Below are 26,278 nucleotides of genomic sequence, written 5' to 3' on the forward strand. Positions count from 1 at the left end.
AAATCAATAGATTCAAAGATTAGCAGTATTCTTGATATTTTGGAAATCTTAAGATGATTTTTTGATGATATTTAATTACTTAAATCATTCCTGGAAATATTTATTCTTTGAACTTTATCGTATTAAAGTTTTCTTATACAGGCCCTTTCACTTTGTAACTCTTTTATAAGTAAAATCAACTCATCTTTGTGATTCTCTATATTAATTTTAGCTAATTCATGAAGAATTGCTTCTATTGTTAAAAGGTCTCCCTTAAATATTTTTTGCACTATCTCATTTACTTCTTTGGTATGGTTACAATAATTTTTTGCTGAAAAAAATAAACCCTTCTTATTGGACTCATTGAAGACATAGTTTTCCAATTTTTCACAAATACTCACTATTTCTGGATTGTATCTGGGGAGATGATCAAGTTTTAAGCCTGGAACAAGTACGAGGTTTATTTTTGTCTTGCTGGAAAGTTGCGTTTTAGGTGAAACATTATGAGTTAACTTCTTTAATTCTCTTTTAAGTGAAAATATCAAAGCGTCGAACAAATCATCCTTGCCTTTATAAGGTAAAAGATCTTGATACAGTTCAGAAACTATAACTTGCTGATTTTTAATATGATTTAATAAATCGTTTAACATGCTAACTATTTTTTCTGCCTGAATTTTTACAGAGAAATTCAGACAGGCCAATGTATGACTTTCAAATTGTTTCAGCAGGTCAATCTTGGCTAATTCGCCTATCCTGCTGTAAATTTTAAAAGGATTTTCTACATCCTTTTGATCGATAAATGGAGTAACATCTGGATGTATTCTTTTTTTCTCTAAATAATCTTTCCTAATCTTAGCTAATTCCCCTTCAATTTTTAATTCTTGTAAAATTGTCTTATCAGATAAAAAATTTATAAAATCAGAACAGTAAACAGACAGATCTTCTGATATTTTGGAAAATACCATAATTAGTCCTATGCAATATTTACCAAACTTATCTAAAGATACGTTTTGATTTCCATGATTTGTTGAATAGTCATAAAGCGCAACCATTACACCAAAAATAAATTCTGGCTCAAATTTTTCTCCGAAATCAGGATTTTCTTTTAATAATTTAAATAACTGACTTATCAATAACCTGGCTTTTTCCTTATTTGATGGGCAAATTTTTTCACTTAAATATTCCAATAAGGTGTCATACCACATAATAATCCTTTAAATCCCTTTAATAGATACTGTCTTAACATAAATACATTAAAAAAAAAATCTGCTGATATTTTTATATCCATTGATGATATTTATTATGCTCAATTTTGAATTTCATCACTTTATGCAATAAGAATTATTGACGCATGTTAAATACCTGTTATACTCCGCTACCATTGATTGGAGAGATGGCCGAGTGGTCGAAGGCGCTCCCCTGCTAAGGGAGTATGGGAGAAATCCCATCGAGGGTTCGAATCCCTCTCTCTCCGCCAATCAACGCGCCCGTAGCTCAGTTGGATAGAGTATCTGGCTACGAACCAGGGGGTCGGAGGTTCGAATCCTTCCGGGCGCGCCATTTTTAATCGGTCTATTCCGGAAACATCGGTTACAAATTATGGCTCTTCCCCATTTCCGGGGGCACTAATCAAGAACACAAAACTTTAACCCTTAACCTGTAATTTTCAAAGTTTCTAAATCCATAAGCTCTTCGTTGTATTAATTTCATTTTTCGATGAAATCCTTCAGTGATGCCATTTGATTTACTAAAACGCCACATACGGGCAATTTCTTCTTTCCATGAATCGAGGTTTTTCGGGCCTTTCCGAATTACAGGAGCACTCACCATTTAACAACACAACACCCTAACATGAGTTCTATAATTAGCCTTCTGTAATGCCATTAGATTTTCTAAACCGCCACATACGAACCTATTCAGCCGAGAATATTCTTGACAATACGTTCTGTTACTTGATCTGGGAGTAATTTTTGCACTTCACGTGTGAACCTGAGGTTGTTGCTGACCACAAAAAAGGAAGTTAAACCAGCTAAAGACGGGGGCGACACCCCAACAAAGCCTAACCGCCGATATACATTGGCATCGCCCAGGCTTAATGAAGGGTTTAACTCCCTACCCTCCACGTTATTAACTAGAATAACTTGCTCCGCCCTGGGAAAACGCCTTTGAATCGTCTGACGTTGCTCGCTGCTCATCTCAGTTAACTCTTCAAGTGATAATTTAATCGTCGCTATATTGGCTGGCAATGCATTAAAAATAAGATGCAAATCTTCTGTTGTTCTGTTATTTAAATAGCTATCATTTAAGCCAAGATGAATTAATCTGGAGTCTTTAAAAACTCTGAATATAGCTGCTAACGCCTCAGCGGTCATCAACTCCAGACCATTCTCTCCTAAATCAAGATGAGTCACCCCTGTATATTGGAGTGAACAAAACATCGCTGTCATTTCAAACATATCCAGATACCCAATGCCATTACGGCATAAATTGAGATGGGTGACGGAAGAGTCTTTTAGAGCATCAAATAGAGTCTCAAAAGCAGTAACAACCATTAGATGCAACCCATTATCACTTAAGTCGAGGTGAGTGATTGGAGAATCTTTTATGGCACTCAACAGGGATGAAAATTCGGCACCTGTCCTTTGATAAAGATCATTATTGCGTAAACCAAGATGGCTAATTGAAGATACTTTCAATGCACAGAATATTTCCGACAACACGATCCCCGATTTTTTACCAAGACCATTATTGGCCAAGTCAAGATCAATGATTGGAGTACTACTCCATGCCTTAAATAGTTCGATTAGTTCAGCGTCTGGTCTTTGTCCCAGCCAATTGCAGCTTAAATCAAGCTGAATGATATCTGAATCGCTTAAAACGGTTAACAAGGTGGCTAACTCCGTCCCAGTCTTTTGGTAAAGGTCATTAGCACTTAAACTAAGACGGCTGATTCCAGAGTCCTTAAGAATCTTAAACAGGGCCACCAATTCGGTTCCAGTCTTTTGCCCAAGATTATTGAAGTGCAAATTAAGATAAGTGACTCCAAAAGCCTTGAGCATACTGAGCAGAACTACCAAGTCAGTGAATTTTTTCTCACCTAGTCGGTTTTTTGACAAATTGAGTTGGACAATCCACAAGCCTTTTAACTGGTTCAATTTGACAATGATTTTTTTAATGGATGGATTAAATAGTTCAACGCGCATGGATGCTTCTTATATTAATTTACAAGGCTAAAAAAGCAGATTCCAGCTGATTTAAAAAGCTACGTCTTTTCACCTTGATCTGTCCCAATCTTTCTAGCCGTGTAATATTGTACTATATCACCCATCCATATTTATAACATCTTATGGACTATAATTTTCAAAACTTCTAAGCCGCATAACCAGTCGTTGAATCAACTAGAAATTTTGTATAAGCCATATATAAACAATCGATTTCCTTTCAGTTAATTGAATTAGAATAAGATTGATGAAAAATATTTCAAAAAGATATTATTCAAGCTTATATAGCTCTTGTCTTTTAACAGTAGGCAAAATATTCATTAAAAGGCTGCTTATTTTTTAACACTGAAAATTCTGGGGCCATAATTAAAAAACTTGAGGATTGAGTATAAAATAATCTAATATCATCAAGTTACTCAACAATGTCTTGTTGTGGGCCAACGATTCAAGGAGCGTTATGATTGTTATCTTCGTCCATGGCTGGAGTGTCACGCATACCAATACTTATGGGGAACTTCCTCAATGGCTTGAAAATCAGAGCAAACAGGGAAAGCTGGATATTCAAGTCGGCAATATTTATCTTGGGCGCTACATCAGTTTTGATGATACGGTGACGGTTGACGATATAGCACGCGCATTTGATCAAGCGGTACGTGATGAAATTGTTGATAAGCTACAAGATGGGCAGCGTTTTGCTTGTATCACTCACTCTACCGGTGGGCCTATTGTCCGCAAATGGATGGATTTATACTTTAAGAATAATCTTGCAAAATGTCCGTTGAGTCACCTTATCATGCTGGCTCCTGCCAACCACGGTTCTGCTCTTGCTCAACTTGGTAAATCCCGACTAGCTCGTATAAAGAGTTTTTTTGAAGGTGTTGAACCGGGAAAATATGTACTTGATTGGCTTGAACTTGGAAGCGACATGAGCTGGCAACTTAATGAAAGCTGGCTTGATTACGATTGTACTGCTAATGGCATCTATTGCTTTGTACTTACTGGCCAGAAAATTGATCGCCAACTTTATGATGCACTAAACTCTTACACGGGAGAAGCAGGGTCTGATGGCGTGGTACGTGTCGCTGCAACAAATATGAATTATAGTCTATTGAAATTACATCAGGAGGGGGATAACGGTGAAAGTCTTGTAGTCGCTAAAATGATACGGACACAGCCAATGGCATTTGGGGTTCTGCCAGGACTAGCGCATTCTGGTAAAAATATCGGGATCATCCGTAGTATTTCAATGGCCAATGCAGCGACTCATCCCACAGCAATATGGATCTTGAGATGCCTGCAAGTAAAAAGCCGTGACTCGTATAATACGTTAGTAAAAGAGCTGGATAAGATTACTAAAGAAACTCAGAAGAATGAGCATACGGAATTTGTGAAAACACTTGTATTTAAACGCGAGTATATAACCAATCGCTACTCTATGATTATTTTCCGGCTTATTGATGACCGAGGCAATCACCTTGTCGATTATGATCTTTATCTAACTGCTGGCCCCCAATATAGCGAGCAGGCGCTTCCTGCAGGTTTCTTCATAGATCGCCAACGAAACCTGAATAATCGAGGAAAACTGACTTATTTTCTTGACTACGACATCATGGAATCCGGGATTAATACTCCAAAAATGAGAGGCAATCTAGGGTTCCGTATTAAGGCATACCCTGAATCAAGTGACCAAGCCCTTGCCTATTACAGATTATTTGATTTTCATTCATCCCTTGCTGATATTAACAAAATTCTTCATCCGAATGAAACAGTAATGGTAGAAATCATGCTTCAGCGACGAGTAGATAGAACGGTCTTCCGTATGACTAACAACCTTGCCCCAGCAAAAATCAGTGTGAAAACGACTGGCAAAAAAGTAGATTGACCTCACTTCTGTTTGATGTATTTATGCATCAAATATGCATTTAAAGAGAAAGACAGAAAGAGAAAAAATAATTAAGAAAAATCTATTGATAATAGAATTGCCTTATTTTAATAGCCTATATTTTAAACATTTGCAATTTTACTTTCTTTATAAACATCTGAAATTTTTTCACCATCCCAAATATATCTTAAATGACATCCCTGTCTTGGTAGAGTAAGTGCTGGAGGCCTTAATACAGCCATACATAAGCCATTTAAATTTCTTACACTTGGGTACAGCAACCCCCATTCTTTTTTCTCATAAACTGTTTTTCCAAACTCCTGGCTTTTACCATAATAAGCTGGATCAGGATTAAACAGCTCTTTATATCTTTTATCTCTAATATCTATTAAAGGTTTTTTTATAGTAGCCACATATTCTCTCATTGAGATCGAGCAAGGTTTTTCATTTGACGCACTATAAAACCTTGCTCGATGAAAGCAAGTTTCCTTTATTGCTGTTTCAAGGGATGAAGCGGCATAATAAACACCAAAACTGCCATCACTAAATCTTGACTCAAATCCAATATGTGTAAAAGCAGCCATAATCGGAGTAGATCCGGGACCACCTATCCAATCCTCTTTATCTATCAAATTTATTTTACCGAGCTCTGCAAGTATCCTTTCATTAGTTAGACCTTCAAGTAGAGCTATTTGTTCGATCTCTTCCGCTGAGTCTGCCCAATCAAATAAAGTTACAGGCGGAAATTTAGAGGGTATTAATCTATGCACTTTTTCACTAAAATCTATATAGGAGTACATCCTAATAACCTCTCCAGAAATCCAGAAATTTCCTCACATCTGCAAGACGAACTATCCCTCCTTCCAGCATATATTCTTTTGGTGTTAAACCGTTAAATGGAGGTAGGTTATTTTTACGATTAATCCAGGTTCTGGCTTGCTCTCCATCTTCAAACAATATGCGTAAAGACTTATAAATCCCCAGAAGATAAGAGACTCTCTCTTTTTGATCTCTGTTTAATTTTGCTTTATGGGAAGTGTATGTGGAGCGAGGCATATCTCCCATTAAAATACGGGCTTCACTTTCTTTTAGATCAAAACGCTCTACAAGATTAGTTAAAGACTTCCACACCACGTCATCCGGTATGTTTTGTAAAGAGCTTGTATTCGTTTGCATAGTAAACTCCAGGGTACTTTCAACTATATTATAGTCTTTAAAAAGACATTTGTCCATAAAGAGACATTTTGACAAGTATATAAATAAGATATTTAAATGAAATATATTTGAAAAATTAATTAAAAGTGCAACATACAAAGGAATAAGGTATTTTAAGGCGATAATTAAGAGAAAATAATTTCAAAATGATTGATACAATGCAGAACGAACCAAATATCCATTATACTTATAATTACAAACAACCTGACGAATATCATTTCAGTCTTGATTCAATTCACCTGGCGAAATTTGTCGCCAAACAATTAAACTCTTATAGAGATCTTGGCTCATTAAGAGTATTAGATCTCTGCGCAGGCTGTGGAGTCATTGGAATTGAACTATCATGGCATCTTCAAGCAATCAGGCAGATTGATTTTATTGAGATCCAGGATATTTATACTGAATATTTTTATCAAAACATAGCTAACGTCAATCGACCTGAATTGCAACTTCGCTGGCACCTTTTAAATTATGATGAACTACATGAAAAAAAATGGGAAGGCAAATTTGATTTGATTATCAGTAATCCCCCCTATTTCCAACCAGGCCATGGAATGCTTTCCCCTTCAAAATTTAAAAATCGTTGCAGATTTTATTTAGATAGCTCCTTTCAAAATTATATTCGAGCTCTGGAAAATTCACTTGCAAATAAAGGTAGGGCTTATTTTTTATTACGCCCGTTACAACATCATGGTCTGGATTTATTTTCTGATATACAAAAAGTCCTGCAGGAAACATCAGTATCAGCAAAAAAAATATCGCATATCCGTAGTGCGGATATTATTTTATTAGAAAAGCTGTAGTATTTTTATAGAACATTGATTATCGGCTGCCTTAATAAATAAAAGTATTTTCCAGCATAAATTAAGTATATTACAATCACATACGAAGGTATTCTTTAATAGTTGCACCAGAATCCGTTGAGAACCAACTTAAGAAGTACACAAAGAGGTGTCTACTGCGATAACGAAAAGACGGCGCTCCTCCACAGAATAAACCTTCCAGATAAATTGGAGTTTTGGATGAAACAAGATGTCTCCCATTTGCCAAGAGAGCTCAGCAGCATGGTTTCCTGGTCTCTTACCCGCTTAAAGAAAGCCATTGCAGAAGTCTATGGAAAGGAAACATATGAAAGAATTGAGCAAATTCGACTATCCATGCAAGATACAATCGGGAGTGAGCCGCTTGCACTTGGAAAAGCTCTTCATAGTCTTCAAATCGAGCTTTCCAAGCTTGATAAAAGACAGCTTTATCAAATAGCTCATGGTTTTTCTCTCATGATGGAGCTGATTAATACCTGTGAAAATGCCTATCGCATTTTTCGTATCAACCAAAGAAAAGAACAAATTTATTCTGACAGGCCTCAAGGTATTCATTATGTGTTGACAGCACATCCAACAGAAGCTCGTACTAATGAATTTTTAAAGCTTTTCAAAGCAATCCGTGACTATCTTGTCGAAGTTCTTAAATCACCCTATCTGATGAATGAATCTCATCTTGATCAAATGCTTAAAATCTCGCTTCAGATTAATATTTCCTATCATGAAAAACCAAGTGTAGAAGACGAGGCTCAATACATTTATCAATACGCACTCCATCCACTCAACATCAAACTTTATCATTCTTTTTTAGCAAAAGGCGTTCCTATTCAATTACGCACCTGGGTAGGAGGAGATAAGGATGGGCACTCAGGTGTTAATGAAAAAATCATGCTTAAAAGTCTCGAACTTTCTCGCTTTTTTTTTATTGCCTATATTCAGGAATGCTTAAAAGAAGTGCTGGAAATCATCAAGCTTTCAACTGCATTAAATAAAAACAAATCCTTGGCAGATCAGATTAGTCAGCTTGTTAAAAAAGCGAATCATCTTAAAAAAATACAACCAAAAGATCATGAAAAAGTATCAGCATTCAAAAAAGAATTAACTGCTATACAGTCAAATACACTAAAATTTTTAAATTTCGAACCTGAACAATTCTCCATCATCTCTAGTATTTTTCATCTGTATCCTGCCCTGGTCATGCCTATAGAACTTAGAGAAGACTCCGCCATTGTAAAAGAGAGTTTAACAAGCATAAAAAAAACAACCATCACCAAAATGCTTGAACACGTCCATTCTATAACTTATGGGACTGATCCTAAAAACTATATACGAGGTTTTATCCTCAGTATGGTTGAATCAGCTGAGGATATAAAAAATGGAATTAACCTGGTTAAACAAGTTTTTAAAAGCTACGCCCTACCGGTTGTTCCCTTGTTTGAAAATCAACTTGCTCTCACTAATGCGGATACAATTTTAAATGATTCAATCACTGAAGATATTAGACAGAAACATCTCAAACAGTGGGACGGAAACTATGAAGTGATGTTGGGTTATTCCGACTCGTCTAAAGAAAATGGGGTACTGCCCTCTCGACTCATGATTGCGAAAAGCTTAAAAAACATTCAGTCTACACTGGAAAATAAAAACCTTCGGCCCATCTTTTTTCATGGTTCGGGCGGCAGTATTGAGCGAGGAGGTGGGGATATCAAAGAACAAACTGCTTCCTGGTCTAAGGAAATGATGTCTAATTATAAAGCGACTGTCCAGGGAGAAATGGTTGCAAGACTCTTTGGTTCGAGTTCCATACTCAAAAGTCAAATTGACAAATTTCTTGATATCTATTCGCAAAAAGGTAAAAACACTGATAATGGTTATCCTGAAGAGTTGTCATTATTTTCTGCAAGAGTTAGCCAGAAATACAAAACACTTATACAAAGCGACTGGTTTTGGCAAATAATAGAACAAGCCTCCCCTTATCATTTTTTGAAAGAGTTGAAGATTGGCTCTCGTCCAACCAAACGAAAATCAGGTCCTGATCAACGAAAACTTCGTGCCATCCCATGGATCCTGTGCTGGACTCAAACACGACTTCTTTTCCCTACCTGGTGGGGTATCGGCTCTACTTGGTCAGAACTAGATGACATTGAAAAAAACAGACTCAAGGTACTTTATAAAGAAAATGCTCTTTTTGCCGCCTTTGTAAAACAATTAGGTGTCACGCTTTCCAAGGTATATCTCCCTATCTGGGAACAGTACTTATACCAATTGACTGGCTCCAATGAATATCTCAAGCCTTTTCAATCAGAATTGGAGTCAACCGTTCTATTCTTCTATCAAATAACGGGTGAGAAAGATTTTTGTTTTCATCAACCCTGGCTTGGCGAAAGTATTCAATTAAGATCAACCTTGATTCATCCTTTGAATCTTATTCAGATTGAAGCTATGAAAAGGAAGGATTTACCTCTTTTAAGAAAAACAGTCACGGGCATTTCTTGCGGTATGTTGACAACAGGATGATGAGGTGAATGGAATTATTAGTGCCTACTCTCACAATAAACCATGTCATTTTTATTTATATTCACACATACTCTGATAGCAATGGGCGGTATAGAACGCTACCGCTATAGTGCTAAAAACTGAGCATCGAGGAATACTCTATTGTATTACCTTCATTCATTAATTATATTTAGTGTTTTAGGACGATGTGAATTTAATAATACAAAAACTAAATATAGCTCACTGAAAAAAGAACATTGCTCTTGATAGATCCAACCACATTCACCTTCATCTATCCAGAAAAATTGCTCTTACTTTGTAATTGTTGTATGAATAGATATTAGTCTTTTGGAATTTATGGTGAAATTTTAAGGAGAAATAATGAATAATGGAAGTAAATCAAATACATTTGGCTTTTTAGCCGCGTTAGCAATACTGGCTTGTACCTATACACCGAGTTTTGCAACATGCCCAACTAATAGTCAAACTATTGGCGTGACCAAAATGAACGAACACCAATGGGAAGAAATTAATGATCATCACTCTCATCCCAAGCAAGCTATATTTTTTCATGATCATAAAAGTGGGTTAGTTAAGTTTAAAGCAGGCTATAAAAACCCCCCACATTATTATGAGAATGATCTTGCAGGCATAATAATTTCAGGGGAAATCGACTTCAAAGTAAATGGTAAAACAATAAGCCTTGGTAAAGGAGACTATTTTACAATACCCGCTCGCACTTGCATTAGTTCCTTTTCAAAAAATGGCGCTACAATAGCCATGTTCGGACATAAACCCGGGTCTTATGAAAAAATTAAATCAGAATAATTTTAGATTATGCCTTGATTATGCAGCAGCTGAATCAAGGCTTTCAATTGCATCATGAAGATAAATAATATCCCTTATTATGTCGCTACCCGTGTCGTGAAACGTATACAGTCATGGCTGGGATTGAGTACTCTGGGAGCTCGGGCAATAGTAATTAATACAGAGGAACAAGTGCTATTGGTAAAACATACTTATCAACCTCATTGGTATTTACCAGGAGGAGGAGTAAAAAAAGGAGAATCACCCAAGGCTGCGGTAATCCGTGAACTGCAGGAAGAGGTTGGTATTATTACTGCTGAACAAGATGTAATTTTATTCGGAATTTATCACCACAAATATCTGGGAGTTAATGATTATCCAGTCATTTATATAGTTAAAAAATATACCAGTCATGTCGCCTATTCCAGGGAAATTGAACAAATGAAATGGTTTAGACTTGATACATTACCAGAAATGGTGAGCCAAGGAACCAAACGCAGACTGGTTGAATATATTAATAAAAATCCAATATCAGAAAAGTGGTGATTCAAATCAATATATTCTGAATATTTCCTTCAGGTTCTTGCTCTGTATTTTTTCAAGTTAAAACTAGTATTTGAGGATTATTAAAATTAATTGTGCAAAAACTGTGATTCAATAGCTGATTATGTAGTAGAACAGAATCCCCTCTCTGCTAAATTATAAGAGATCAAATTTCACCAAAAATTAGTCACTTTCAATTTTAGATTTTTTTACAACATTCACAACCTCAATTTCATTAATCACAGCTTCCATTTCATTGTCACCTTTATGTAATCTTTGGATGGATTTAATTTTATGTCCTGCCCTTATTTTGCATAGATTTTTTAAATATTGATATTATTTAATTTTTTTAAATCTTCAAAATCTATTGCCAATGATAGTTCTGCAGAAAAAATCCAGATTTGAACTTTGACTCTATTCTCATGATTTTTGTTAAATCCATATTTAACATGCCTTTTCAATCAGAATTGGAGTCAACCGTTCTATACTTCTATCAAATAATGGGTGAGAAAGATTTTTGTTTTCATCAACCCTGGCTTGGCAAAAGTATTCGATTAAGATCAACCCTGATTCATCCTTTGAATCTTATTCAGATTGAAGCTATGAAAAGGAAGAATTTACCTCTTTAAAAACAGTCACAGGCATTTCTTGCGGTATGTTGACAACAGGATAATAGAGTAAACAGGGCAATTAATGACTATTCTAGCAGCAAATTCGGTATGTACGGCTTTTATCGCTGCTGAATTCAAGCGAGTTGGTCTTGCTTGGTGTCGCATCATTGTTACCCTCTTTTTTCAACCACGGCAATTTTTTTGGATACATGAGCTTTGTTCAAGGATTTCAATGTAGAGCCAAGTAGTCATTCATTGATTATGAATCTAATAATCAAAGCCAATCCCATGCACAAAAGACCAAATAAAACTCTATATGATTTACAATGAATCATTTACTGATATAATAGAACACTATTATTAACACAACGCGTTGTTGTATCATGAAAACTCTTTGGCAAACAAATGCCTTTGGTTCTTTTTATACTCAGGCTCGCTTTCCGAGTCACAAGCTCATTCCTGACGCTTACCTTCCCTAAACGTTTGGTTGTACATCAACAACCCATTATTTTTTAACCCCCAAATCCAAACGCTTTTCTGCATGACTTGCTGCATAAGGCAATCCCTTTTTGTGCACCAGCCGTTGAGCTAAGTCCTGTATGTCATGAGCGTTAAGACATAACAATAAGGTAAACATCATGATTACAAAAGAAATCCTAAATATAAAAAATGAGCTGATTAAACGGATTAACACTTGTTCTACTCAAGGCGACTTGAGGCTTGATTTATCATCCTTGGATCTCCATCGACTAAGTCTTGATGGCCTGATGGAGGCGATGGAGAAAATCCCAAAAAGCGTCACCATGCTTAATTTGAGCGACAATGGCCTTTATCAACTAAGTGCTGAACACCTGGCAGCAGCTCTGACCAGTATTCCAAAAAGCATCACCACGCTTAACTTGAGCGACAATGGCCTTTATCAACTAAGTGCTGATCACCTTGCATTAGTGCTGACCAGCATTCCCAAAAGCATCGCCACGCTTAATTTGAGCGACAATTACCTTTATTATCTAGGCCCTGATGACTTGGCAAAGGCACTGAAAGGTATTCCAGAGAATATCACCATGCTTAATTTAAGCTGGAATCACCTTAATAAACTAAGCACTGATAGCCTGGTAACCGCACTAACTGGACTTCCAAAGAGTATCACCATGCTTGATTTGAGATGTAATGACCTTTGTGAGCTAGGTGCTGATGGCCTAACAACCATGCTAACTGGACTTCCAAAAAATATCGCCATGCTTGATTTGAGATGCAATGACCTTTATGAGCTAGGTGCTGATGGCCTGGGTAAGGTTCTAAAAAATATTCCAAACAATGTCACCGAACTTGATTTAAGCAATAATGGGCTTTTTATTCTCAATGCTGTTGACCTAGCAAAAGCTCTGGCGCAAATCCCTAGTCATGTAAAAACGGTTCGTCTTGGCGATAATGGTCTTTTTATCAATAAAACCTACAAACAAATAGATGCCTTTCTTGAGAATTTGGGTGAACAGAGACATCGCTTTATTTTGTCTGGCCATGGAGAGTCTCAGCTGGCAAGAGCCTTGGGCCCAGTTGCTCAATTAACGCAAGGCAATTACCCAATAGACAATTCTGCATTACCCGTATTACAAAGGGACGTGGCCGCTCGTATTCTTTCCTTCTTGGAAACCAATCAGAAGCCTAAAAATCCAATTGATTTTTTCAGGTCTCAACTGAAAACCACGATTGAAAGGATTGAACGCATCCAGAGCAATAAAAGGACTCAAACTGAGCCTGATGTGTCTAAAATTCCGTCTCTAAAATAAAAGGAGGCCGTGCAGCACTTTAAGTCATCAGCATGCACGGCTTTTGTCGAAACTAATTCAGATTATTGTTGTTATCATTATTGGGAGCGGCGTTGAAAAAATATGGTTGTACCTAATTTCTAATTTGTCCAGTCCCTCTTATAACCCATTTGTAGCTTGTTAAAGCGTCTAATCCCATGGGCCCTCGCGCATGAACTTTTTGCGTACTAATTCCAATTTCAGCCCCTAATCCGAACTCCCCACCATCTGTAAATGCAGTAGAAGCATTGGCATAGACAGCTGCAGCATCCACTTCAATTAGAAATTTATCAATTGCAGACTCCTCTTCTGCAATAATAGCCTCACTATGATGGGAACTGAATTGTTGAATATGATCAATAGCTGCTTGTATATTGGGTACCGTTTTTATTGCTAATTTATAGTCTAGAAATTCATGACCAAAATCTTGTGGATTTGCCCTCATTAAAAGTTGTTCAGGATAACTCTTATCTAAAGCCTGATAAGCTGCCTTGTCGGCATATATAATCACATTATTTTTAGATAATGCCTCCACAAGTTCTGGCAAGTGCTTTAAACGATCGGTATGAATAATCAAAGTATCCAATGCATTGCAAACACTTACTCTTCTGGTTTTAGCGTTGTTAATAATTTTTTTACCTTTTTCCAAATCTCCACTTTTATCAAAATAGACATGGACGATGCCTGCCCCCGTTTCAATGACAGGTATTTTGGCATTGTCTCTGACAAAATTTATTAGATTCTGACTCCCTCTTGGAATGCATAAATCAACAAAACCTGTGGCATTTAATAATTGAGTCATCAATGCTCTTTCTGGTGGTAATAAACAAACAAGATCTGTGTCTATATTAAAATTCTTTAATGTATTTTTAATTAATAAAACTAGATAACTATTAGTAAAATATGCTTCTTTTCCACCTTTTAAAATAGAAACGTTCCCAGATTTAAAACATAGGCTGAAGATATCGATAGTTACATTAGGCCTTGACTCATAAATGACTGCGATGACACCTAAAGGTACAGTGATTTTCTTAATAATCAAACCACTTGGCATAGACTTTTCAAGGAGACTAACTCCTAATGGATTTGGTAAATCAGCTACTTTTCTCACATCATTAGCCAATGACAAAATTCTGTCTTTACTTAATAATAAACGATCATATTTAGGATCTTGCTCAAGCATTAAACTTAAATCTTTTTGATTTTCTTGTATTATGTTTTCAAGGTGCTTCTCTAAATTAGCCGCTAATGTCTTTAAAACTTTTGCTCGGGTATCACTTTGTATTAAGTTAAGATTAGTAGTGGCCTTTTTAGCGGCTCTTAATTGGTTAATAATATGAGTATTCATTTGGTACCTATAGAATATGCAAATGATCATAGTGTATAAATGCAGGCTTATTTTGAAGTCTAAGATAGTCCTTTAATCTTAAAAAATCATACCTTGCGATTCCAACTCCTATCTTTTCATTGTTAGAATTAAAGATATCAATTAAATCCCCTTTTTTGCATTCTCCACGAAAATCTTCTATCCCTATTGGTAAAATGCTCATTACACGATTACCATTTCGTAATAAAGTAATTAAATTATCATTAATTACTATAGATGGTAAGGAGGTTCTATGACTAAAAGCAATCCATCTTTTTATGCTCGATTTTCTTTTACTAGCAAGAATTATGGTGCCAACGGCTTCCCTATCTAGAATTTTTGGAACAATGGATTCTACATTTACGTTTGCGATTGCTGTATTGATACCTAAACCAGCCATTTTTCTAGCAGTATCCAGTTTGGATACCATACCACCTCGTCCTAATTTTGATTTTACAGCAGAGACATTGGGCCAACCTAAATTGGGGTCAATTGTATTAATTAGTTTAGCTTCAGGATCATTAGGATGGGATGTAAAAACACCATCCACATTGGTTAAGAGTATTAAAAAATCAGCATTAATTTGAGCTGCAATAAGTCCTGCCAGTTCATCATTATCAGTAAACATTAACTCTTCAATGGCTACTGAATCATTTTCATTAACAATAGGGATAATATTTTGATGCTTTAGTAATTCCGTTAATAACCGGGCAATATTTAAATAATGCTGTCTAGTATGAAAGTCTTGCTTGGTAAGTAATAACTGAGATACTAAAATGTTTTCATTTTTAAACAAATTGGAATAGAGATTCATCAGTTCGGGTTGGCCTATGGAAGCCAAGAGTTGCTTTTCTCCTACTGTATCGCCATATGTTTTTCCCAGATAATTTTTAACTATTTTTCGACCAGAACCAACAGCCCCAGAGCTTACTAAAATGACCTGATGCCCAAGGTTCTTTAAATAGATAATTTGATTTACAAGATTATTTAGTACGGAATAGATTGGACTACCATCGGCAGATAAAATACTTTGTGTTCCGACTTTTATAATAATTTTCATTTCATATTTACAAACAAGTTTTTCTTAATATTAAGAATATCAGTATGTTTGAAATTTGTCTTTCAAATCATCACAGAGTTCTCCTAATGCCTTTCCTGATCAAAAACAATGTTCTTTTTATCTCTATGGATATATATTTTTTTACTTCACCTTCAAACGTGACTGCGCCAGATTAAACTACAAGCAATCAGTACAATTACTTCAATTTTTTGCGCAAATAAATGCGATCATGCCCTTCTAAATAGTTTTTAATAGTCCCTAAATGCTTATAACCTTGTTTTAAATAAAAGCCTTCAGCCTGGAAAGAAAAAGTATCTAATGTTGACTCAGGAATTCCTCTTTTAATTGCCTCGGTTTCAACGCTTCGTAAAAGTTCAGCACCGATACCTTGCCCACGATATTTTTCGCTAACCCAGAGGACATCAACGTAGATTGAACTTTTATGAGCATACACAATTGCCCCACCAACAATATTATTCTCGTTATCTTTCACATAGATTGAATAACGCTCTGGCTTGGATCCTGTAAAAGGAGCATTAAAATTCACTATCCCATCACGAATCATTTTATCTTGTTGTTCTAAAAGCTTTGTATCCACAACAAGCTCTAATTGATAATTCATTTATAATTATTCCTTAAGATATTAACAGTAAATAAAAGTTTGAAAATTCATGTTATTGTGTCAAAAACAATAAAAATATTCATTCAGTCATCTGTGATTAAAGGATATATGCTCTGCCTGCGATAGCTACTCCCGAAGCAGTAGAGTAATCCTCAATAATAACATAATAAATTGTTCTCAATGACTGTACATCTTGATATGAAAGGGAATATTTCTTTATACCATGAAGTTAGTGAGAAATAATGATGCGTCGCAATGAACTACTTTTTTCTGATGAGGAACTAATTGATAATTTATATCAAGGATACCAAATCAAGGCTGTAAGGCTTTATTTCGTTAATATTGGATCCTTTTATGGATTCATTGTTGAAACCAAAGAGAATAAAAAGTACTTTTTAAAAGTTTATCCTAAAGACCAATCGCTTGTTCCAATTCCTCCCACGATTGAGTCACTCCATCAGACAGGAATCGCTTTAAATCGATTTAAACAGGAATTTGGTATGAACAATTTATCTTGCATGCTTGCTGATGTTAAAGAGAATTATTGCTTTACCAGCAATGGATTAATTTTGACTTTGTTTGATTATATCGAAGGAATTCATCCCTCCTATGCACCAAATCAGTTATTGAGTGATAAAATGGCTGACTTACTTTTCCGGTTGCATCACATTCCCGCATCTGCGTTCCCTGTTTTTGCGAGAGAAAATTTTAATATTGACTATGCGCTGGGAATGTCTGGGTGGATTGAACATTCTATTGAAATAATCGATACAATGCATACTCCATCAATGTTTTCTAAACTCAATGGGAATAAAGAACAATTACTGGATGGCTTAACCCAACTGCAACAGTGGAGTGAGCAATTCAGTAAAATGAGCCTCCCTTTTGTGATCACACATGGTGATCCCCACCATTACAATGTTTTGCAAACGCCTCTGGATGTTTGGCTGATTGATTGGGATGGAATAAAGATAGCGCCTCGCGAACGTGATCTTTGGCATTATCTGGATATGCCTTTAATGAAGGCTTATTCTAAAATATCTCCTCAATTCACAATAAACAAAAGTCTCTGTGAATTTTATCGATTACAGCGATTTTTTGAAGATTGTCGTTATTATCTTGAACAGGTGCTATTAGGGAAAAACACAACTGCAATGCAGTCTGAAGAAGATAAAAATTCATTTTTAACACATTGGGGATGGTCAGTCTGCTTAACAAGATAAATAAATTTGCAAGACCATAATAATTAGATGTTTTTAATTAAGTTGACTGGATCGCTATCACCTTACCGATCCAGTAATATTGTTGATATTTTTAGGAATTTAAAATATTTCTAAGCCAGGCTTTTGCCTCAGGGCTAACCTTATCGTCATTTAAAGCGATTTCATATATGGCATTTTTACGTGACGTTTCCTCGCCATACATATCAACCAGCATTTCATTCCAAAGATTTAATACAATTGAAGAGGAAGTTTTCCCGACTTGCTCAAGAATCCCGTAGATTCGGTCTCTCCAGTAAGCATCCATCGCTTTATCCATCCATGATACGATTTCTGGTGTTAATCCAACCTCATCAAGACCTTTCCCTTCCCCAAAGCCCTGTTCAAATTTTTTGGTTCTTAAATGGGCGTATTTTTTACCGTATACCCCATTAACCCAATCCATTATCTTCTTCCCTAGATAAACCCCTGTTTTTGAGTCAGGATCTTGCTTAAGATTATTTTTTACCTCATTGACTAACTGAGACCAATTGTTTTCCATAGCCGCTTTTTGCTCAGGCGTTGCATTGGCTTTCATTTCTTTTTCAAACTCAACGTATTGTTTTAATTCATCCGGCGTGAATATTTCTTTCACCCAGCCGTGCTCAAGATGTTCTGTCATTTTATATACCTCTATCAGTTGAATAATGGTTTCCCAAGGGATAGATTGATTTTTGTCAACAGTGTCGATAATGCGCCTCAAAGTTTTAGCCCCCTCGAGTAAAGTGGATGCCTTTTGCTCTAACAGCCGAGCCTGGCTATTAAAATGGCTGAGCGCATTACTTTCTTCAGCAAGCAAGGTTTTAATTTGCGACAACTCAAAACCAAAAAACTTCAAAGCAATAATCTGTTGCAATTTCAATAAATCCTTCTCAGAGTAAACACGGTACCCATTGGCAAGTCGTAATGAAGGTTTAAGCAATCCTATGCGGTCATAGTGGTGTAAGGTTTGCACTGATACACCTGTTAATTGGCTTAAATCTTTTACGAACCATTGAGTCATTGTGTTTCCCCCTTCAATACAAAGCTAAGGTATATAGCAACAATAGGGTCAAGCAGTTTTTCAAAATTTCTTGAGTAATTATTTTCCCAACTTACTAAGAGATGAATTATTAAGCAAGAAAACTTCAAAAGAGTTCCTTCTTTAAAATTTGACAAGCAATGCCGGTATAATGCTTTTTAAATTGTATAAGTGAAATGGATTTCAAATAATCCTCTTCTCTTACATACCATGGATCAAGATATATAAATCGCTTGCCTTGATATGAGATAAGAACAATCCAATGTCATTTAGGGCTGATAAGGCCAGCCCTTCTATCATCTCAATCAAAGGTTTTTATTTGCATAAAATAGCATTCCTTCAATAATAAACTCGAGTAGAGCAGGATGCTGCTGCTCATAAAATTTCCTAAACTCTGGAGTCAAATATCTTTGACTTAGCCCAATATATCCTTCCTTGGTTGGATTCCACCCTACCCAGGCATGGTGCCTATGGATAATGGCTTGCACCTCTGGAGAAGAGGGCTTCAGTTGATTATTAATAGCCGAAATCAGCAATTGATTAATCTCTTTGCCTTCCTGAATAAATCTGTCTTTGTCAGCCTGAGTCCATTGATTTATTTTTTTCTTGTACTTATCCATCCAATCCTGGTTGACCACCCCTTCTTTGACTAGTTCCCTTTCGTATTGTTTCTGCCGTTGTGAATCAAAGCCATAATATAATTCTTCGTTAGACATCTTATGCTTACCTCTTAAATGTTGAATGGTTTTATCAATCGTTGCAATCAGTTGATTTTTTCGATTGATATCTCTTTCCAAAATCTGTTTATGCGCCTCTAATGCTTTGATATGGTCAAAATCATCTTGCATAAGCAGTTTTTGGATATCATTCAAGGGAAATCCCAGCTCTCTGAAGAATAAAATTTGCTGTAATTTTAAGCACTGCTTTTCTTCATAATAACGATAGCCATTAGCACCTTGATAGGCTGGTTTTAATAAGCCTATTTCATCATACCAATGTAAAGTGCGCACACTGACATTCGATATTTTTGCTAATTGTTTTACCGTATAAGCCATTATTAAACTATCCTCTCAAATGATTCCATTTAAAGATAAGTGCTCACGTAACGTAAGGGTCAAGCATTTCATCTTAATTTTTTTGTTAACCATAAAATAAAATCATCATCTAAAGGATAGACCTGCCCTGGAACAGTTGGCTTATAACCGTAAGTGACACCTAAACCATCAGGGATATAACCTCGATTGACATAAAGCCTTTGAGCTTGTCCATATCCTCCATCATGGCCGCCATATAAACCAACGCCAATACCTACGACATCACTTTCACTTGCTGCTTTTTCTTCAGCAGCCTGCAGTAGAGCAGTTCCCACTCCCTGTTTACGAAAAGAGGGCAGCACATTTAAGTCCATAATTTCCGGAATTTTTTGATGAGCGAACGACTGGTATTGTGATATCCATTTTAGAGTAACATAGCCAGCAATTTGTTCTCGAAAATATGCCACCCATACCACCCGAAGAAACTTCTGCTGTTCTTGGTAATATGCTTCAAACAATGAAGCAGGTTTTTGCCAATTTGCTTTCTGAAACGCATTGGCCAGAATGGGGATTTCGGATAATTCAAGTACCTTAATAATGACATTAGCTTGTTGAGGCTCAATTGAAATGCCAAGCTCTTTTACCATATACACCATACTCCACTCATAGCTTTTGGGTTTTAAATCAAAAAGAGAGTGAAAGCCAACTGATTGATAGAATTGATACGTTTTAAGGTAATTGTCTTCTGACTCTGAAGGGCTTAGCGTTTCAACTGTTATGGTTATAGCCCTCTGCGTTTTAGCAAAATAACAGGCTGCTTCAATTAATTGCTTACCTACACCTTGGCGATGAAAATCTCGTCTGACAGCCATCCAATAAATATTGGCATTATTAGGATAAGGAAAATCAATTGAAATAAGCCCGATAACGTCATTCCCTTTTTTTGCTGCAAAATTAGTGCGTGTTTTCACACCTATTGCATAGTGCTCGTTTACTTCTGGTAAACCAAAATATTCTGGTAAATCTTTTGTAATTGTCGAACACAAAGCGTGAGCTAATTCCCCTGTTATTTTTTCTATTTGAATCATAATATTTTCCCTACTGCAGTATCTTCGGCATCACCTTCATAGCCATCGGGATCATCAAAAGACATATCGATATAACCATTATTTCGATAAAATCTTAGAGCATCTGGTGACGACTCAACATGCAAACTTTGATAGCCCTGACTTTTGAGCCATTTTTCACATAATGTCAAAAAACGGTTACCGTATTGATGGTTTCTTTTAAGCTCATCGATAACGATAATACGTAGTGCTGCTCTGTTATGAGGCCATAATTGCAAATGAGTATAGCCAATGATTTCGCTTCCTTGAAATAAAACAAAATGAACATGCGCATCATGCTCAAAAGTCCAGGTATAAGGATCAGAAAGACCGGCCTTGTCAAAAAAATAAAATTGTCTGAAATGGCGTACTTTATCCCATTCACGAGGTGTTAATGCCTTAACCATTCTTAATCCATTAAACCCTGCTTTTTTATCAATGATTGCAATAAAATCTTCTTTACCCAAGCAATAGGCGGTAATGTCATCAGAATATTGGCGTGCCAACTCTTGTTTTAAACGCGCATAAGCTTCTCTATCTTCCGGATGAGATCTCATCCAATCCCTAAACTTTAAGTGGCGCTCAATTTCGGAGTTTCCAAGCTCAAAAACATGAGCATGATGTGTTCGTTGATTATCTCCCTTTTGGAAATAGCGGCGAAAGGGAATACCGTATTCTCCTTTTGCTTCAAAGCCAAGTGTTCGCATGGCAGTATTGGCACTATCTACTTTGCTTAGGTCTAAAACAACTGGAATCATATCGATGACTGGTTTTGCAGCCAAACCAGGTACTGAGGTGGAACCGATATGATGAATATCAATGCAATTATTACCTAACGCTTTTTTTATCTGTTCTGCTTCCTGTTCAAATTGCATAGACCAACTCGAATCATAAGGTACTACTTTGATGAGATGCTGCTCTTGCTTAACTGACATAACTTACTCTCCTTTCTCATTCTGTTGATCTGGCAAAAAGCCACCAACCTGCGCATTCCACAAGGTTTTGTACAAACCACCACGCTTCAATAGTTCGTTATGATTCCCATCTTCAACAATATGGCCTTTATCAAAGACTAAAATTCTGTCCATATGCAGAAGAGTAGACAAGCGATGCGCAATAACCAGGGTTGTCTTTCCTTGCATTAACTCCCAGAGACTCTCTTGAATATTGGATTCTGTAATGGAGTCAAGCTGAGACGTGGCTTCATCCAGGATTAAAATTGGAGCATTTTTCAAGATAGCCCTTGCAATCGCAATACGCTGACGCTGACCACCTGAAAGCTTAACCCCACGTTCTCCTACCAGGGTTTTATAGCCTTCTGGCAAAAGACTTATGAATTCATGTGCATGTGCTTTCCTGGAGGCTAATATGACCTCCTCGTCCGTTGCATCCGTCCTACCATAGCGTATGTTGTCCATTAAGCTTCGATGAAAAAGTGTTGGGTCTTGAGGAATCATGGCAATGGCTTGCCTTAAACTCTCTTGAGTGACTTCGGATAGGTTTTGACCATCAATGAGAATCTGCCCCTCCACAACCTCATAAAGTCGTAAAATCAGATTCACAAAAGTCGATTTACCACTGCCTGAATAACCTACTAAACCCACTTTTTGACCTGCTTCAATTGTTACGGATTTATTCTGGAACAGAGAATAACCGCCTTGGTAATGAAATTTCACCCTGAAAAATTCAATTTGTCCTTGAGTAACGACTAATTGAGATGCATTGTTTTTATCCTTAATCTCATGGGGTATCACCAATGCTTTTAAACTTTGTCTTGCTTTGCCTAAGGCTTGGTTAAACTGATCCACTTGATACATGGTGTACCACATCATATGGCCTAACTCCATGGAAAGTCCCAGAATCAAGGCAAAATCACCTATGCTTACAAGACCCTTGCCATATAAATGGATTAAAGTAATCGATGAAAAACCCATCATCACTGCAATCATTCCACCTTGTGCGCAACATAACAAAACTATAAACAGCTCTTTTCTTTGAAAAGCCCGTTTTACCAAGCGAAAGAAAGTGTTCATGCGTTCCACTTCGTAGATTTTTCGCGAAAAGATACGAATATTGGATTGATTTGCCAGACTATCTACCAATTGCCCGGAAAGCTGTGATTCAGAACTTGCATGGTCATCAGACAACTGGACTAATCGAGCTGACATCCAAATACTAAATGAGGCAAAGGCAATGAACCAAAGAAATAAAATATAGAAAAACAAAACATTCACAAAATAGGCTGTAATAAATGAAACCACTAATAGTGAAGCACCACGAAGAAAATCTACAGACACGCGATGTAAAATAATCTCAAGATTATCTGCAAGTGTGGTAATTTGATCGGCAATCCTCCCGGAGAGATTATCCTGAAAAAATTGCGTGCTACCTCCCAATACATACTCAAACGTCTGGCTAATAATCTGGTTTTTAATCACGGCTTCATATTTATAGTTCAAGTACCCAAGGGTGCGCCAGGTTATATTGTCAAAAACAATAAAGTTCAATACCAATAATCCAGCAATCCAATACAAAAAAGAGAGGTCCTGACTTGCCTTTGCAGCTAAAGTATTAATGAAAGACTTAACCAATAAACTATTAAACGGTCCCCAAAACCCAGCCAATAGGGCAAGCAGGATAAATAACATCACTATGCTTCGATATGGTTTTAAAAAATGCCACACAAAAGAACTCAAGTGATTGGGCAAACGATTAGTCATGATGGATTACCTCCAAATAGGCATCATTGAAACCAGATAACTTTCCATGATGAATCTGATAATTAGTTTCAATGTGAATGGATTCTAAAAAGTTATGGTCGTGAGAAATGACGAGCATTGCGCCTGGAAATTCACTCAGTGCCTCAATGATATGAGTGCGTGTTTCCAAATCTACATTGTTAGTGATCTCATCTAAAATAAGTAGTTTAGGCGGTTGAGCCGCAATCAATGCTAAAGAAAGCCTTGCCTTTTCACCACCAGAAAGACTTTTGACCTTAATTTCTACTTCCTCGTTTTTGCGAAATAAAAAATCATTTAAATGAGCACGAATTTCTGCATAAGATGCATGGGGCATCTTAGAGCTCATTAAATCCAAAACCGTTTCATTAAAGTTCAAATGTTGATAATGCTGATCGAGATAGCCTATTGTATTGCAATTAGGCACAGTCCACTCTCCCGTCCTCTTAATTTGACTTTCCCCCAAGATCGCTTTGACAAAGGTCGACTTACCTGACGCATTGTTGCCATGTAATGCGGCTCGTTCGCAACCGCTAAGGTGAAAATGAATATCTTTAAGAATCATGCCAGACTCGTAGGCAATCGAAGCGTCTTGAATTCTGATTAAGGGTTTATGATGCTTAAGTCCCTTTAATTTAAATTTGGGCTTAATCACCTCCGTAAGGTTTAGAGAGGAAAGCTCCTCGAGCAATTGTTGTTTTTTATGGTTAATGTGACTTAATCGTTTATTGCCTATTGTAATTGCATTGGCGAGCTTGGTATGAGACCGAATCGTTGGCCATTTGCGTTGGGCTATCTTCTTTTCACCCTGAACACGCGAGCGTTTATTGCGCTCTTGTTCTCTCATTAAAGCAAGATGTGATTCTTTTTTCTGTTGTGCAATCCTTGATAACTCCTGCTTAATCGATGTTTTTTTGTCCTCAAGCATTTGTTGATAATCAGAATAAGCTCCTCTAAATACAGCCACTTGACCTAAATCAATATGCCATAGAGTATCTATGACTGTATTGATGAGTTCTGTATCGTGAGAGGCAATGATTAATGTCCCAGGATAATGTTTAAGCATACTCAGTAAAGAACGACGATTATGGTGATCCAGATGATTCGTTGGTTCATCTAACAACAAAACATTAGGTTCATCCGACAATATTTTGCTTAATACTTGGTTTAATCGTTGACCACCACTTAAATCAGGATAATCCTCTATTACTTGTGGTAAATGACCAAAACGAACATCACGGGGTACTTTAATCTCGCCAACAGGGGCCAAAGAAAGACCACAAAGCATCTTGAGTAGCGTCGATTTTCCTGAGCCATTACGACCAATTAGTGCAATGCGATCGCCAAAATGGATTTCTCCACTAAAATCTTGAAAACAGGTTTTATGTGGATAGATAAGACTGATGTCTTTAAATTGAATCGGTTTATGGTTCATGATTTACTCTTAAGCATGTCTGTTAGGACTGGAAAAAACAAAAGTCACAAATGACTTTGTTCACTTTGCCCTATAGTTGGGCTTACTTAAGATGTAATTTTCATGACGCTTTAAACCTAGCTTTTATGTGGTAAAATAAAAATTCTTTCTATTTTATATTAAAATAGTTGAAGATGTCAATATTGCATGCAAAATTATTTTTCCTGTTGGAAAATATCACTTGGAAGTACTTCTATTATAAACCATAATAACTAATGACAGGATGGAAAAATCTGAATTGTAAGAAGGACTTATGGACAAGAGCCTTAAATTAATGTTTCTACTGGTCTATGCAATTAACTTTGCATTACTCTCAACATGTTGTTTTGGGGAATCCGACTCAACAGAAAAACAACTTAAAATAATTATTGCTGATAAGACATATACGCTGTCAGATCTAAAAAAACAGTTTAAAACCATTCGTGTTAGTATCCCTCTTAATCCAGCTTATAATAATGAGAAAAAAGTATACTATGCTTTTGATATGAATCAGATTTTGACAAAATTATTAGCCGTAGATTTACAAAAAAACAATGCCGACCAGTTAGTATTAGCTCAAACAGTAGATAAATATGTGTCTCAAACTCCTCTGTTGTATTTTACGACAAAAGGTCAAGCCTATCTTGCTTATCAAGAAGCGCCCGAAACAATTTCTGACAATAACATCACCAAAGATGGTCGTTGGAGTTACATTAATCAGCACGGTAAAAAAGATAATCCCGGTCCTTTCTATATTGTATGGGATAATACAAGCACCTACCCTGCCAGTTGGCCATACCAGGTTATTTCGATACAAATAGTGAATAAAAAAGACCTGACTTTTTCTCGTTTCTTAAATCCTTTGCATGCATCAGAGTCTATAAAAAATGGTCATCATGTTTTTAATAATATATGCTCCACTTGCCACTCTCTATTTTACAAGGGTGCTCAAGGACGCGCACCAGACTTAGGCATGGTGACGAGCTACTTAACACCTTCTGATATCAGTAAGCTTGTAAAGAATGGGCGAGGATACATGCCACCGATAGGCAAAAATCTTTCTCCGGAAGAAATTAATGATCTCATTGAATTTTTAATCTGGGTTAACGCACAATCATCCAAACTAAAATGCGAAATTAATGACTAAGGATATAATTCAGGACTTTGTAGCTACCGCTGACAAGCAGTAACAACTCCAGAAATGTGTGTACATATAGTTCACAGATTTAGGTAAAC

24 protein-coding genes, 2 tRNA genes and 2 pseudogenes are annotated in these 26,278 nt (G+C 36.5%); 11 read left to right on the plus strand and 17 right to left on the minus strand.

All coding sequences use genetic code 11. The features are described from left to right. Positions 1-122: 122 nt before the first annotated feature. Positions 123-1,166: a hypothetical protein gene (locus EL201_RS08180; RefSeq protein ID WP_269456677.1), complete on the minus strand. Its 1,044-nt coding sequence runs from the start codon at positions 1,164-1,166 to the stop codon at positions 123-125. A 200-nt stretch (positions 1,167-1,366) separates the two neighbouring features. Here EL201_RS08180 and EL201_RS08185 point away from each other — a divergent pair. Next, positions 1,367-1,456, plus strand: a tRNA-Ser gene (locus EL201_RS08185). 6 nt (positions 1,457-1,462) lie between these two features. After that, positions 1,463-1,539 (plus strand) — tRNA-Arg (locus EL201_RS08190). A 69-nt stretch (positions 1,540-1,608) separates the two neighbouring features. Here EL201_RS08190 and EL201_RS08195 read toward each other — a convergent pair. Together EL201_RS08195 and legL2 are read right to left on the minus strand one after the other, a co-directional pair. After that, positions 1,609-1,806: a transposase gene (locus EL201_RS08195; RefSeq protein WP_256365509.1), complete on the minus strand. Its 198-nt coding sequence runs from the start codon at positions 1,804-1,806 to the stop codon at positions 1,609-1,611. Positions 1,807-1,895: 89 nt separating this feature from the next. Further along, positions 1,896-3,182: a Dot/Icm T4SS effector LegL2 gene (gene legL2, locus EL201_RS08200; protein WP_027221787.1), complete on the minus strand. Its 1,287-nt coding sequence runs from the start codon at positions 3,180-3,182 to the stop codon at positions 1,896-1,898. A 475-nt stretch (positions 3,183-3,657) separates the two neighbouring features. Here legL2 and plaB point away from each other — a divergent pair, with 475 nt between their 5' ends. Then, positions 3,658-5,082 carry a phospholipase PlaB gene (gene plaB, locus EL201_RS08205; RefSeq protein WP_027221788.1) on the plus strand — a complete coding sequence of 475 codons (1,425 nt, stop codon included), beginning with the start codon at positions 3,658-3,660 and terminating at the stop codon, positions 5,080-5,082. Between the two features lie 122 nt (positions 5,083-5,204). On the opposite strand, the gene EL201_RS08210 is transcribed toward plaB, so the two are convergent. Together EL201_RS08210 and EL201_RS08215 are read right to left on the minus strand one after the other, a co-directional pair. Next, the gene (locus EL201_RS08210) at positions 5,205-5,882 is read right to left on the minus strand and encodes an RES family NAD+ phosphorylase (protein ID WP_027221789.1); all 678 of its coding nucleotides are present in this window, start codon (positions 5,880-5,882) and stop codon (positions 5,205-5,207) included. Between the two features lies 1 nt (position 5,883). Beyond that, the gene (locus tag EL201_RS08215) at positions 5,884-6,258 is read right to left on the minus strand and encodes an antitoxin Xre-like helix-turn-helix domain-containing protein (protein ID WP_027221790.1); all 375 of its coding nucleotides are present in this window, start codon (positions 6,256-6,258) and stop codon (positions 5,884-5,886) included. Between the two features lie 185 nt (positions 6,259-6,443). Here EL201_RS08215 and EL201_RS08220 point away from each other — a divergent pair, with 185 nt between their 5' ends. From EL201_RS08220 to EL201_RS15990, 5 genes and pseudogenes are all read left to right on the plus strand, one after another. Then, on the plus strand, positions 6,444-7,100 hold the full coding sequence (locus tag EL201_RS08220) for a methyltransferase (protein WP_027221791.1): 657 nt from the start codon (positions 6,444-6,446) through the stop codon (positions 7,098-7,100). A gap of 219 nt (positions 7,101-7,319) precedes the next feature. Next, a complete protein-coding gene (locus tag EL201_RS08225; RefSeq protein WP_027221792.1) occupies positions 7,320-9,635 on the plus strand; it encodes a phosphoenolpyruvate carboxylase in 2,316 nt (771 codons plus the stop codon). 360 nt (positions 9,636-9,995) lie between these two features. Continuing rightward, positions 9,996-10,442, plus strand: coding sequence for a cupin domain-containing protein (locus EL201_RS08230; RefSeq protein ID WP_050598271.1), 447 nt, complete (start codon positions 9,996-9,998; stop codon positions 10,440-10,442). A gap of 54 nt (positions 10,443-10,496) precedes the next feature. Next, complete coding sequence (locus tag EL201_RS08235; RefSeq protein ID WP_027221793.1) at positions 10,497-10,967, plus strand: NUDIX domain-containing protein; 471 nt, start codon at positions 10,497-10,499, stop codon at positions 10,965-10,967. Positions 10,968-11,416: 449 nt separating this feature from the next. After that, positions 11,417-11,637 (plus strand): annotated as a pseudogene (locus EL201_RS15990) (phosphoenolpyruvate carboxylase); the annotation flags it as partial. On the opposite strand, the gene EL201_RS15665 reads toward EL201_RS15990, so the two are convergent. Continuing rightward, a complete protein-coding gene (locus EL201_RS15665) occupies positions 11,600-11,743 on the minus strand; it encodes a hypothetical protein (protein WP_158272784.1) in 144 nt (47 codons plus the stop codon). The pseudogene EL201_RS15990 and the gene EL201_RS15665 overlap by 38 nt on opposite strands. A 337-nt stretch (positions 11,744-12,080) precedes the next feature. Then, positions 12,081-12,215: a hypothetical protein gene (locus tag EL201_RS15925; protein ID WP_256365503.1), complete on the minus strand. Its 135-nt coding sequence runs from the start codon at positions 12,213-12,215 to the stop codon at positions 12,081-12,083. Between EL201_RS15925 and EL201_RS08245 the strand changes: the two genes are divergently transcribed. Continuing rightward, on the plus strand, positions 12,214-13,365 hold the full coding sequence (locus EL201_RS08245; protein ID WP_050598272.1) for a leucine-rich repeat domain-containing protein: 1,152 nt from the start codon (positions 12,214-12,216) through the stop codon (positions 13,363-13,365). The genes EL201_RS15925 and EL201_RS08245 overlap by 2 nt on opposite strands. Before the next feature lie 112 nt (positions 13,366-13,477). On the opposite strand, the gene EL201_RS08250 is transcribed toward EL201_RS08245, so the two are convergent. The 3 genes from EL201_RS08250 to EL201_RS08260 all read right to left on the minus strand — a co-directional run bounded on the left by EL201_RS08250 (position 13,478) and on the right by EL201_RS08260 (position 16,431). Then, positions 13,478-14,731 (minus strand): glutamate-5-semialdehyde dehydrogenase, encoded by a 1,254-nt coding sequence (locus tag EL201_RS08250; protein ID WP_027221794.1) that lies wholly within the window; start codon positions 14,729-14,731, stop codon positions 13,478-13,480. A 7-nt stretch (positions 14,732-14,738) separates the two neighbouring features. Continuing rightward, positions 14,739-15,809 (minus strand): glutamate 5-kinase, encoded by a 1,071-nt coding sequence (proB, locus tag EL201_RS08255; protein ID WP_027221795.1) that lies wholly within the window; start codon positions 15,807-15,809, stop codon positions 14,739-14,741. 196 nt (positions 15,810-16,005) lie between these two features. After that, complete coding sequence (locus EL201_RS08260; protein WP_027221796.1) at positions 16,006-16,431, minus strand: GNAT family N-acetyltransferase; 426 nt, start codon at positions 16,429-16,431, stop codon at positions 16,006-16,008. Positions 16,432-16,673: 242 nt separating this feature from the next. Between EL201_RS08260 and EL201_RS08265 the strand changes: the two genes are divergently transcribed. After that, positions 16,674-17,654 carry a phosphotransferase gene (locus tag EL201_RS08265; RefSeq protein WP_027221797.1) on the plus strand — a complete coding sequence of 327 codons (981 nt, stop codon included), beginning with the start codon at positions 16,674-16,676 and terminating at the stop codon, positions 17,652-17,654. Positions 17,655-17,745: 91 nt separating this feature from the next. Here EL201_RS08265 and EL201_RS08270 read toward each other — a convergent pair whose 3' ends face one another. From EL201_RS08270 to EL201_RS08295, 7 genes and pseudogenes are all read right to left on the minus strand, one after another. Then, on the minus strand, positions 17,746-18,693 hold the full coding sequence (locus tag EL201_RS08270) for a MerR family transcriptional regulator (protein ID WP_027221798.1): 948 nt from the start codon (positions 18,691-18,693) through the stop codon (positions 17,746-17,748). A gap of 323 nt (positions 18,694-19,016) precedes the next feature. Then, complete coding sequence (locus EL201_RS08275; protein ID WP_027221799.1) at positions 19,017-19,766, minus strand: MerR family transcriptional regulator; 750 nt, start codon at positions 19,764-19,766, stop codon at positions 19,017-19,019. Positions 19,767-19,834: 68 nt separating this feature from the next. Next, positions 19,835-20,392, minus strand: coding sequence for a GNAT family N-acetyltransferase (locus tag EL201_RS15965; protein ID WP_331708818.1), 558 nt, complete (start codon positions 20,390-20,392; stop codon positions 19,835-19,837). Positions 20,393-20,398: 6 nt separating this feature from the next. Then, positions 20,399-20,833 (minus strand): annotated as a pseudogene (locus tag EL201_RS15970) (GNAT family N-acetyltransferase); the annotation flags it as partial. After that, positions 20,830-21,786 carry a GNAT family N-acetyltransferase gene (locus EL201_RS08285; RefSeq protein WP_027221801.1) on the minus strand — a complete coding sequence of 319 codons (957 nt, stop codon included), beginning with the start codon at positions 21,784-21,786 and terminating at the stop codon, positions 20,830-20,832. The gene EL201_RS08285 and the pseudogene EL201_RS15970, both read right to left, overlap by 4 nt. A 3-nt stretch (positions 21,787-21,789) precedes the next feature. Then, positions 21,790-23,571, minus strand: coding sequence for an ABC transporter ATP-binding protein (locus tag EL201_RS08290; RefSeq protein WP_027221802.1), 1,782 nt, complete (start codon positions 23,569-23,571; stop codon positions 21,790-21,792). Next, positions 23,564-25,024 carry an ABC-F family ATP-binding cassette domain-containing protein gene (locus tag EL201_RS08295; RefSeq protein ID WP_027221803.1) on the minus strand — a complete coding sequence of 487 codons (1,461 nt, stop codon included), beginning with the start codon at positions 25,022-25,024 and terminating at the stop codon, positions 23,564-23,566. The genes EL201_RS08290 and EL201_RS08295 overlap by 8 nt, the downstream gene beginning before the upstream one ends. Positions 25,025-25,316: 292 nt before the next feature. Here EL201_RS08295 and EL201_RS08300 point away from each other — a divergent pair, with 292 nt between their 5' ends. Then, a complete protein-coding gene (locus EL201_RS08300) occupies positions 25,317-26,189 on the plus strand; it encodes a c-type cytochrome (RefSeq protein ID WP_027221804.1) in 873 nt (290 codons plus the stop codon). The last annotated feature ends 89 nt before the right edge of the window (positions 26,190-26,278 follow it).

Origin of the sequence: Legionella pneumophila subsp. pascullei (assembly GCF_900637585.1) — a bacterium.
GTDB classification, from domain to species: Bacteria; Pseudomonadota; Gammaproteobacteria; order Legionellales; family Legionellaceae; genus Legionella; species Legionella pascullei.